This window comes from Nostoc sp. DedQUE09 (genome assembly GCF_034530915.1).
In the GTDB taxonomy this organism is placed as follows: domain Bacteria; phylum Cyanobacteriota; class Cyanobacteriia; order Cyanobacteriales; family Nostocaceae; genus Nostoc.
The window spans coordinates 1-10,471 of sequence record NZ_JAVRCE010000118.1 but is presented as its reverse complement, the minus strand read 5'-3'; the positions used below and the strand labels follow the sequence as shown (position 1 = coordinate 10,471).

Annotated in this window: 9 protein-coding genes and 1 pseudogene; 3 read left to right on the top strand and 7 right to left on the bottom strand. The window is 41.2% G+C overall.

What is annotated here, in order from left to right:
• Positions 1–57: 57 nt before the first annotated feature.
• A pseudogene (locus RMY27_RS34945) lies at positions 58–663 on the bottom strand (transposase); the annotation flags it as partial.
• Positions 664–1,004: 341 nt separating this feature from the next.
• Between RMY27_RS34945 and RMY27_RS34940 the strand changes: the two are divergent.
• Positions 1,005–1,205 carry a hypothetical protein gene (locus RMY27_RS34940; RefSeq protein WP_322669375.1) on the top strand — a complete coding sequence of 67 codons (201 nt, stop codon included), beginning with the start codon at positions 1,005–1,007 and terminating at the stop codon, positions 1,203–1,205.
• Between the two features lie 15 nt (positions 1,206–1,220).
• Here the strand turns inward: RMY27_RS34940 and RMY27_RS34935 are convergent, their stop codons facing one another.
• The 5 genes from RMY27_RS34935 to RMY27_RS34915 form a co-directional block, all read right to left on the bottom strand.
• Positions 1,221–2,756: an NAD(P)/FAD-dependent oxidoreductase gene (locus RMY27_RS34935; RefSeq protein ID WP_322669376.1), complete on the bottom strand. Its 1,536-nt coding sequence runs from the start codon at positions 2,754–2,756 to the stop codon at positions 1,221–1,223.
• Positions 2,757–2,963: 207 nt separating this feature from the next.
• The gene (locus RMY27_RS34930; RefSeq protein WP_322669374.1) at positions 2,964–3,173 is read right to left on the bottom strand and encodes a hypothetical protein; all 210 of its coding nucleotides are present in this window, start codon (positions 3,171–3,173) and stop codon (positions 2,964–2,966) included.
• 13 nt (positions 3,174–3,186) lie between these two features.
• Entirely contained in the window at positions 3,187–4,401 is a 1,215-nt protein-coding gene (locus tag RMY27_RS34925) for an ARPP-2 domain-containing protein (protein ID WP_322669373.1), read from the bottom strand.
• Positions 4,402–4,408: 7 nt separating this feature from the next.
• Entirely contained in the window at positions 4,409–5,833 is a 1,425-nt protein-coding gene (locus tag RMY27_RS34920) for a hypothetical protein (RefSeq protein ID WP_322669372.1), read from the bottom strand.
• 268 nt (positions 5,834–6,101) lie between these two features.
• A complete protein-coding gene (locus tag RMY27_RS34915; RefSeq protein WP_322669371.1) occupies positions 6,102–6,464 on the bottom strand; it encodes an alr0857 family protein in 363 nt (120 codons plus the stop codon).
• 303 nt (positions 6,465–6,767) lie between these two features.
• On the opposite strand from RMY27_RS34915, the gene RMY27_RS34910 reads away from it, so the two are divergent.
• Complete coding sequence (locus RMY27_RS34910; protein WP_322669370.1) at positions 6,768–9,683, top strand: HEAT repeat domain-containing protein; 2,916 nt, start codon at positions 6,768–6,770, stop codon at positions 9,681–9,683.
• Positions 9,684–9,713: 30 nt separating this feature from the next.
• Here RMY27_RS34910 and RMY27_RS34905 read toward each other — a convergent pair whose 3' ends face one another.
• Complete coding sequence (locus tag RMY27_RS34905) at positions 9,714–9,848, bottom strand: hypothetical protein (RefSeq protein WP_322669369.1); 135 nt, start codon at positions 9,846–9,848, stop codon at positions 9,714–9,716.
• Between the two features lie 420 nt (positions 9,849–10,268).
• Between RMY27_RS34905 and RMY27_RS34900 the strand changes: the two genes are divergently transcribed.
• On the top strand, positions 10,269–10,471 hold a 203-nt coding region (locus RMY27_RS34900), incomplete at its 3' end, for a hypothetical protein (protein ID WP_322669368.1).

Here is a 10,471-nt window from a genome sequence, read left to right as displayed (position 1 = left end):
GTGCAAGGTCAGTACCAAGCTAAACGTTTTATGTTTAATTAGGTTGACCTACTTATCCCAAGATAACAATTCAATTTTTTTATAATCTTCTTGCTTTTCCGTATCATCAACAAGTCGATTACGCTTCAGAGGGCAATAATAATATTTTCCTAACCCATCAATATATAACATCAATTTATTTGTCGCATACCAAGTGTCAATCAACACGGTTTGAAATGGTAAATTCTTATGATACACAAGGTTTTGCAACATCTCCGTCACATGAACTATCTTTGTTTTTCCATCTCTGTCTGGGTCATAAACACGATAGTCAACTACCCAAAATTTTCCGAGTTCATGATTAACATATATACAATTTATTAGTTCAATTCCTTGGATAACTCTATGCTCATTACCGCTATATTGTCGTAATCGTATTTCTATTTCTATGGCATATCGTTTATCAATTACTATGTCATCAAAAACTAGATATGCGTTCTCACTCACTTGGATGATATCCTTAACATTATCCCAAAGCAACCTTGGCGTTAGCTTTTCATTTTTGAGATAGCGATTAATTTTATCATGACTAATCTGCTCTAAATGCTCTGCCAAATTTGTAAGAGTATAATTAATCTGACTACTTAACAAGTACTGGCAATAGTTAAGTTTAGTAAATCTCATAAATTCCAGGATTTATTTTATGCATCCTCAACTAATTTTCTCATGATTTGAAGAATACTTAACACAGTTGATTACTGTTACTAATTTCCGCAATGCTTTCTGAGTAGGCCGCTTTTCTATAGTACATAAATACTATTAAATAGTGATCGCGCTGTGCCAGTTGCGTAAGTCCTGCTTTTTCAAGCGTTCGCGAAGAGCGTCTCGTAGAGAGGAAATTTCAGGCTGTAGCTGTTGCTCAGTAGCTGTTGCTCAGTCCGTCGCACTTTGACATGATCCATCTGTGAGATAGCTACGTAATAGATGCTTGAATATAGAAATCAAACAAAAAACCAATTATACCTATGTCGAAGATTGAAAACTTAGGAGTAAGTGTAGAGGAATATTTGGATGGATTGGCAGCAGGCAGTGACTTTCTGGAGTTGAAGCGGTTAGAAGCAAGGGGAATTCCTACGAACCTAGCTTTGGAAGTGATGGTGATTATACCAAAGGTAATTGATGGCACGGCTACTCCGTCGATAACTTGTCCGAGGGCTAATGATTAAAAGCCAGTCTTGTGCTTAACTTATCTCCTCCAACATAGCTAAATGCTTACTCAAAGGAGCCAGGCTATTAGCAACAATCATTCCACTAGCGACGACGGCGGGTAAACCGATGCCGGGGAATGTGGAGTCACCGCAGCACATCAACCCCGCTAAAGGTGTCCCGTGACCAGGAAATAAACCTTTAGCGGCAGAAATTGCTGGGCCATAGGAACCATGATGGCGGCGTAAAAAACGTTCGTGGGTGAGGGGTGTACCAACCAGAGTGATTTCGCAACGGGTGCGGATATCGCTAATGATTCGTTCTAAAGCTTGCCACATCACCTCGGCGCGCGATCGCTTTTGTTGCTCATATTCCTGGCTTCTCCTATCTAGCCCTTGCCAAAGTGCGTAGGGTTCATTACCGGGAGTGTAAACGTGAATTACGTGTTTACTTGGGGGTGCAAGGGATGGGTCAAGAATTGAGGGTATTGATACCACCACAACATTTTGCGGTGCAGTAATGCCCAATTGCCAATCATTAACCACAATATAATGACAAGCTAAATCTGCTGGTAAACCTTGAGCATCAATACCAAGATGCAAGTGCATAAAACTATCACACTCTGGTATGGCTTGGCGTTGGCTACGGAATTTTTTTGGTACTGCTCCTTCTGGTAATAATTTTAACGTATCCCATACCGAAGCATTAGAAACAACTGCTCGCCGCGCCCGAATTTCTTCCCCATTTCGCAGTTTGACACCTACCGCCCGTTTACCTTGTACCAAAACTTGCTCAACATGAGAGCCTAACATTAATTTCCCGCCATGTTTTTCTAACCCTTGCACCAGTGCATTGACTAAAGCACCGCTCCCACCAACAGGGTAATCTAACGCTACTCCTGGTTTGTACCACTCCGCAAACATAAATGCGACTTCGGCGGCGTTAGTTTCTGACGCTGGTAGTCCAGAGAGGAGAAAACACAACAAGTTCAACCAGTTAATAATAAAGGGGTCATGGACAACACCATTCATGATCCGGTCAAAAGACCCTGTTAACTTAAGAATATTGGCAGTATGTTTAGCTAACGATGGAGCAAATTTACTGATAGTCAAAGCTGCACCTACATCTAAACGTAATGCAGATGCAGGGAGAGCGATCGCCGCTGCGGTTAGTGGTGTCATCACCGCTTGCAAGCGTCGCCATTGGGACACTGCATCTTCACCTCGCAGCCTTGCCAGCACTTCACAAAACTGTTCTGCACCCACAGATGTATCAAAATCACCTTCTGGTAGCCGACAACCCCAAGTATCGTAAGTAACACATGGCAAATCCACACCAATTACATCTAGCACTTGTCGTAAAGGGTTAACCGAAGGAGTGTAAGACAACCCAGAATAAAGAGAAGGGCCACTATCAAACTTAAATCCTTGACGTTCAAAACTGTGCGCCGCTCCACCAGCAATTGTATGACTCTCACAAACAGTCACATCAAAGCCATATCGCGCCAAAACAGCAGCACAACTCAACCCCCCTATACCACTACCAATTACAACTACATCTTTTTGGTTCATAGTCATTAGTCATTAGTGCGTAGTCTATAGTTATTGTGCCAAGTTTTCACTCTCAATAACTGAAGAGAAAGCAGATTTTCTAATATTTGGGTTTGCTGTGTCATTTTTCAAGGCGGGAATTTTGTCAGTTATTTATTCTGTTTTTGTTTTATTCACATCTTTTGACAATCAGCGTTCCTTATGTTCTTAAACTTTGTAGAAGGTATATCAAATAACAGCTTGGTTGTGCCTGTAGCCCTGGCGATCGCCCCTTCCCCCAGAATTGGAACTAGCTGCGATCGCAGTTGGTATTTTTCTACTTCTCTGTGCTATTGGTGCTTTGGTGAGATCCCGTGGCAAAGTTAACCCAAAGAAGAGCCACTGCCCCAAATACCCATTCCAGTAAGGCTCCCCATCAGCAATCCCCCAATACTTCAATCATCGGTTCATCTCATTTTTTTGGAGAATTTTTTCTTTGATATGATGGGGATTTTTTCACTTTTTTTCGTGCTGCATCACGTACTTGTTGATTCAGTAGATAGCCAAAGCCGGAAGCTTCGAGGCGAGAAACTAGTTCATCATGAGTATGTCCTAATGCTTTGGCTGTAGCATCAATATTCCAGTTATATTTGGCTAGTTGGCTGAGTAAATATACTCGACGGGTTTGGGTGGCTGATAAACGGTAAGTTTTGAGGTACTCTAATTCTCCGTTATCACGTACAATCGCCTCACCAATATGGTTTTCTTCTTTAGGTTGCAGGCTAGTGATAAACCGTTGCATTTGGAATGGTCCAGCAGTATACACTCTCTGGGAATGGAGTTGACGCTGTAATAATCCTCCAGCCATAAATCCTTGAAAAGAAGCCCAATCCGAGCGCATAAGAGCGATCGCTGTTTTTAAATCTGTCAAACTATTAATTTGAGCATCATCCACAGCTACAACCATTGGGCAGGTTGTATCGTACATGAAACTATACTGATAAATCAGTTCACCGTAAAAGTCTTCTAAAAGGCTGGTATGCAAAGCGCGGTAATCTTCTGGAGTAGGAACTACAAAAGCAGAGGCTAAAGCTTCAGCAACAAATACTAATACGCCAACTTGTCTTTCGTGAATTTCAAACACTCGCAAAGCGTCTTCCAAGCCTGCAATGTAACGTCCGCTAAAAGAATATTCGTAACGCGAACCCAGTCCGTGAGACAGAGCATATTTAGAATATTCACTCCAAGCAATATCTGGCCCTGAGAAAAACAGCGATAAAAAACCTTCCATTGCTAGATGCAAAGGTAAAAATCTCAATTGATTCTTTGATTCTCGCTTGGCCATACGCTGCATTAACCGCACACTTGCACAACAAGAGTTAAAACTTTTACCATCAGGTTTGAGCATCTGTCCGCCAAAACTGGCTACTGGACTACCATCATCACTCCAAGACATGACTAAGCCATGAGGCACATAAGAAAAATATTTCATGCCCGGTTCGGTTATTTTACCCTCCAGGGAAACAACCGCAATATCTTCATTGTATGAACGACGCAGCAAACGCAAATCACCACGCACTTGTCGCCGCAGTAATGGCACAATACGCACTGCACCCCGGATTTGGGAAGGTGCAATCTCCAATCCTTTCAAAGATATATCTGTTAATAAACTTTTTGTTTTTGCCATAACTAAATTAATTTGTAATTAACTGCTGTACTCGTTCTGCTAAATATGTTTCTAGTTCTGATAAGGGTGCAGAACCTTCGGCAAAACGAGCAAAGTTAAGCATAGTTGGTAAATCTTCTGCATCTCTTAGCCCAACAGTCGGGACAAATTGGCTGAGGGTGCGTAAGGAAAAGTCGTCAGAATTAAATACAGGGTTGCAATGAATAATAGAAGTTCGCCGACAGGGGTCTAATTTGTTACGATAGACGCGCAGGACTTCGGCTGCTCCATTGGGCGGATCGTTTTCGCAACCATCGGAGATAATTACTACTAAATCGGCTCTTGATTCCAAAGCTGCTAACAATGGTGTTGCTAAATCAGTCTGTCCACGGGCAGTTACTTGTAATGAATCTTCTACGGGTACTGTCCAGAAAGCTTGGTATTCTCTAGCTGCGGCTTGTAGTAAGTAGTGAGTAGCCATAGCTACACCCAAGGGGCGACGACGCTTTTCACTAGAGCCAGAACTAGAGTAGCTGCAATCTAAGACGGCTGCAACTTTTCCTAATTTGAGAGGTGCTTTTTTTAATGCCAAACGTGCTGATCGCTCTAAGGCTTGGTGTAAAATGTCTCGTTGGTGTTGTCGTGTTTCCCAAGGCAAGGAAAGGATATACAACGCCAGTTTAGTTAAGGGAAGACGACCAAAATCTACATTTATATCAGTTTCTGTACGTTCCGCCGCGCCTTGCAAACGCAACTTTTCGCCTAAAGTCATTTGCTGTTGAATACGAGATAAGAACACATCACGGGGAACTTTGTGTTTAACTGCAAATCCTTCGGCGATGGTGAAAGGTAAATTGTAAATGGCTTCGGCGCTGTAGTGGGCTTGGCGAAACTGTTCAAATAACTGGGTTGAGTAAGAATTTTGCTTCCAGTTACGGAACAGGAAAATACCCAATTCGCCTTGCAGTTTGAGGTGTGCGTGAGTAGCGATCGCTCGTACTTTAGCGCGATACTTAACAGCATCAAAACTCATATCACGCCGCATACTTAAATAATCGCGGGCGATCGCTCTACTACGTCTATTATTAATTTTGCGTTGTCGTAACTGTTGTAATACTCCCCAAGCTCGTTGTGGCGGTAAAGCATTCAGCGCATAAGCAATTAGTGCGCCTTCTTCTTGGCGATGTTCTGGGCGCGTGTCTTTTCCTGTCGCCAGTAATTTTAAGATGATTTCGGCTTGGTTGAAGTGATTGATCCCTGCTGCTAAAGTCCGGGCATAAAGTAAGCGGTAATTACCCAGAATATAATCATGTAAAAAGTCAATTGATACTCGTTGACCGTAAGCGTCATCATAAAATTCTTTTTGTCCAGTGCAGGCGAGACAAGCATTAATGAACATTACTAAGTCTTCTCGCGCTATTTGTTCGATACGATTAGTATTTTTATTGGTCATAATATTTACTCACTTAGAGGTGCACAGAGAGTCCGGGGAAAGAACAGTACAACGAAGTTAGACAACTTAGCAAGTTGGAACGGAAGTTATACTAAAGTCCCGCGAACAGTAAATTCTCTGCGTACCTCTGCGCTTACCTCCGCGCTCCTTTGCGTTTCAATATTGTTGGGTGCTGTTCGGGGAAAGGCGGCACGACTAACTGGGACAGTTACAGATACTGGGTTCGGAAATCATACCAAAGTCCCGCGAACAGCAAGACTAAATTACTTTAAGCGTGACAGAGTTGTTGACTTTGGGATAATTGCTGGAATAATAATTCCGCAGAGGGACTCAAAGCGGTGATAAAAACACCTGTTTCACTCTTGGGAGTTGATGTTATCCAAATACCTTGGAGAGTGACTTCCAACCATGAACTATCGCAAAGGCAAAACTCTATCAAATTTTCTTCAGCCAGTTTTTCTAAAACAGCTAATGATTCGATAGGTAATAGAAAAGCAGCCGTGCTAGGTTCCATATAAATATATGCGCCAGTGCTTAAAGCCAAACTCACTCTTGTACTTACCCAATTTTCTAAAGGGACATTGAGATAATCTAAACTCAAGCTGTTTTCGGTGTAGGTTAGTTTTAACATATAGGTGAAGAAATATCTAAATACAGCAGGGAACAGGCAACAGGAAACGGGGAACAGCTTTGAAAGCCTCGTATTATAGAGCTTTGGTCTTCAAATTTGTACCTCATTCACTTGCAATCTCCTGTAAATACTGAGTTATCTGCTTTAGTTGATTGAATCTATAAAATCAGAATATTCCAGGGAATTTCCCCTAAGCTAACTGTAAATGTGCAACCGGAAATGCTTGTGAAATAAAGTTTAGATAGTTAGGGGAAGTTGCTAAACTTGGGGGAATCCCCGAACTTTGTTCAGGCAATTAGGAAAATGGCAAGAGCGAGTTATGGCCCAGAGGCAAAAAAGCGATCGCGGCATTTATTAGAGGTGCTATTAGCTTATGCTAATGATGCACTCTTGTGTGATGAAGCAGCTTTAGATGCCCTGCGTCCTGAGATTCAAACTCGCTGGCAAAGTGAAACTCGTTTAGTTGTCAGAACTAAAGTGAGATTTTTGCAAGCGTTAACAGGCTTAACATCAAGTCAATTAACATCTGAGCAAATCAAAGAAGCCTTAAAACGGTTTGCAGATTTCTTAGAAATTTTAGAAGATAATCGCCCATCTCGCGGCGGTTCAGAAACTTGGCACTTTACCTTGAATCTCTGGTACAAACGCCAAGACACAGCAGCCAATATTCAAAAATTTGATTTCGAGTGGGAAAGCCGCCGCCCAGAGAAGTCCAAGGAAGTAACAACAAAAAAAGGAGACAAGGAGACAACAGATAAAAATTCTCCCCCAACGTCCCCCACTCCCTATCCTAACTGGCAAGAACTATGCCGCGCTAATCTAAATAACCGTTTAACAACAAACTCCCTCACCAGCGGCGATGGTATCACTTTTGAACTGAATCAGGTTTACGTACCTTTGGGCTTAGTGCAGCGAAAACAGCGTCAACGTCATCGTGATGATGTAACTCCTCTTGAGGGTTCGCGCTTATATGAACCAGAGGATGTGGATGTTACGCAAACTTTTGACCATAATGAATTTTTGCAACAGGTGCTAGGAAAAAGGCAAAGTCAAAGAATTGCAATTGTTGGTGAACCAGGCGCAGGTAAAACTACTTTATTGCAGAGAATTGCTATTTGGGTATTAGAAAATACCGCAGATTTACCCATTTGGATTTCCCTAGCAGATTTACAAGGTAAAACTCTAGAACAATATCTAATTCAAGACTGGCTACCTTCAGCTATTCGTAAACTCAGGGTTCCAGCAGAAATCGAAGACGCATTCTGCGAACAGTTCAACCAAGGAAAAGTTTGGTTACTCTTAGATGCAGTAGATGAAATGGCAATTGAATCTACTAGTGCTTTGGCGAAAATTGCTAATTGTTTGAAAGGTTGGGTAGGTGATGCAACAGTTATTCTGACATCTCGGCTAAATGTTTGGGATGCAGGAAAGAATGCTTTAGAAAATTTCGACACTTACTGCAATTTACATTTTACTTACGGTGAGGATCACACACTGGATCGGGTAGGGCAATTTATTTGTCGATGGTTTCAGCACAACCCAGTTTTAGGAGGAAAGCTACGACATGAATTAAACCAACTCCAAAGACGACGCATCAAAGATACGGTAAAAAATCCCTTACGCTTGGCTTTGTTATGCCATATATGGGGCATAACTCAAGGAGAGTTACCTAATAGTAAAGTAATGCTTTATCAGCAGTTTGTAGAAGCAATTTATGAGTGGAAACAAGACCGTTTTCCTACGACTTCAACCCAGAGGCAGCAGTTAAATCAAGCTTTAGGAAAATTAGCACTTTTGGCTATTGCTCAAGAACAAACAAAGTTCCGTCTAAGACATCGTTTTGTGTGTCAATTTTTAGGCGCTCCCGATGATGGCTTATTTCAATTAGCACTCCAGCTAGGTTGGCTAAATCAGGTGGGAATTTCGGAAACTCCAGGTGAAAAAGTTTATGCTTTTTACCATCCAACATTTCAGGAACATTTTGCGGCTCAGTATATTACAGATTGGCACTTTTTTATATCAACAGATACAGGCGATTATGAAAACAGTTACCGGATTTTTGCACCGCAGTGGCGAGAGGTAATATTACTATGGCTGGGTAGGGATGATGTACTACCAATAGACAAAGAAGAGTTTATTCAAGCACTCACTCAATTTCAGGATGGATGTGGAGGATTTTATAATTATCAAGCCTATTTTTTGGCAGCACAAGGAATTGCTGAATTTCCCAATTGTCAACAAGCTGAAGATATTATTCAGCAGTTAATTAAGTGGCGTTTCGGATACTTTCATCAGCAAAAACAGAAATGGTGCAGATATCCATCGCCAATTGTAGAAGGTGCGCGGGTAGCTTTACTCAAAACCGATCGCACTCAAGCGATCGCCTGCTTAGAACAATTTATTACTTCTTGTCAAAATGAATTTGATAGTTGGAATGCAGCCTATAGTTTAGGTAAGATTTTTGACCCTGGTAATAGGATTGCAATTGCCTCTCTAGAAAATCTGGTTAAAATAGTTCGTCATGAAACTATCCGTTGGCAAGCTGCTTATAGTCTAGGCAGAGTTGATACAGTAAATCAAACAGCAATTACTGCATTGGTGCAAATTATTGATACTACTAACAATGAATCTATTTGCCGCAAGGCTGCTTATAGTTTAGGCAAAATTGCTCCAGAAAATGCGATCGCTATTTCTACGTTAGAAAAAATTGCTACAGCCGCCACAGATTTATCTCAGCGTCGCCAAGCAGAAGAGAATTTAGCAACTTTACGCGGTGAAGAAATTATAAATAAACGGCAAGGTAAACAAATACTAAAAAATAAATTATCTTTATCCCTTTTACCTGAAAAAATCACAGCCTTAATCAATGGCATCTCCTCATGTGAGGATGAAGAGACTAAAAGACGTAGAGCTTATAAATTAGCCCAATTTGATACAGGAAATACTATTGCATTTACAACCTTACTGCGATTAGCTAAATCAACCCAAAATATATTTTTACGAAAACGTACAGTAGATAATTTAAAAGAAATTCTAATTGATGAACAATTAGCAAAAGCAATTACTTACCTTAAAGATTGTTTTGCTAATACAGTGCCCGAATACGAATTGGAATCCTATCGGGACTATTACAAATTGATGTGGTACTGTGCTGAAAATATGACGTATGAGGCGTTTTATCAGGCTTGGCATAGTCCAAATGATATGATAAAACCATAACTGAGTGCAATCACCTCAAAACTTAACAACTCACCCCATCCACTGCACCCAATCGGGAGCCACAGCCAGCAATTGACAAAATATCTGCGGTTGATTCTCTTCCATCTCCACCATCACTCCCCAGCGTTCATCATTCGTCAGCGTACTGAGTATTTCTTTAACCACTTCTACCCCGTCTTCTAGCTTCTGAGCAATTGAATGAGTATAATATTTAACTTATTGATGCCACCTATTCCTGGGACTTTCATCTGTGTCCATACCTCCTTGATTATTACTTCCATCTCCATTATTAGGGGGTATGGACAAAAGATTAGACGAATGTCTAATACTATTAAGGATTCAAAAGTTATGAAGAAATCCGAACATGGTTAAAAGCGGTAGAGGGGCTAGACGCTTCATATAAAGTAGTACACGATACAGTGCGTTATCAATCTGATTGCGAAGTTAAAAGTACCGCGAGCAGTAGGCATCAAACACACCCAAGAAGCAGAATCAGAATTTAAAAAAAACTAGGACGGCAAAGTTTACTAGAGAGGGTCAGATATTCAAGTAAACTAGGGAACACAGAGAATATGTGGTGCATGAATGGCAAGAAAAAGCCCTCAACCAAAAGCGACATCATCTGAAGTACTAGAATGCTTGCAACAGAATTGTCCCAGTTGCGGCAAACCCATGTGGAATGAGTATAACAATCTGCGATGTGTGAGAACTCTTAAAGGGGTGATGGAACTACTGTTGAAAATTCGCCGTTGTCAAAATAGATATTGTGAGCGTTACAAAATTAAGTA

Excerpts from the sequence above, each read along its gene's own strand:
- RMY27_RS34940 (WP_322669375.1), top strand. The coding sequence starts at position 1,005 with ATGTCGAAGATTGAAAACTTAGGAGTAAGTGTAGAGGAATATTTGGAT.
- RMY27_RS34935 (WP_322669376.1), bottom strand. The coding sequence starts at position 2,756 with ATGAACCAAAAAGATGTAGTTGTAATTGGTAGTGGTATAGGGGGGTTG.
- RMY27_RS34925 (WP_322669373.1), bottom strand. The coding sequence starts at position 4,401 with ATGGCAAAAACAAAAAGTTTATTAACAGATATATCTTTGAAAGGATTG.
- RMY27_RS34920 (WP_322669372.1), bottom strand. The coding sequence starts at position 5,833 with ATGACCAATAAAAATACTAATCGTATCGAACAAATAGCGCGAGAAGAC.
- RMY27_RS34915 (WP_322669371.1), bottom strand. The coding sequence starts at position 6,464 with ATGTTAAAACTAACCTACACCGAAAACAGCTTGAGTTTAGATTATCTC.
- RMY27_RS34910 (WP_322669370.1), top strand. The coding sequence starts at position 6,768 with ATGGCAAGAGCGAGTTATGGCCCAGAGGCAAAAAAGCGATCGCGGCAT.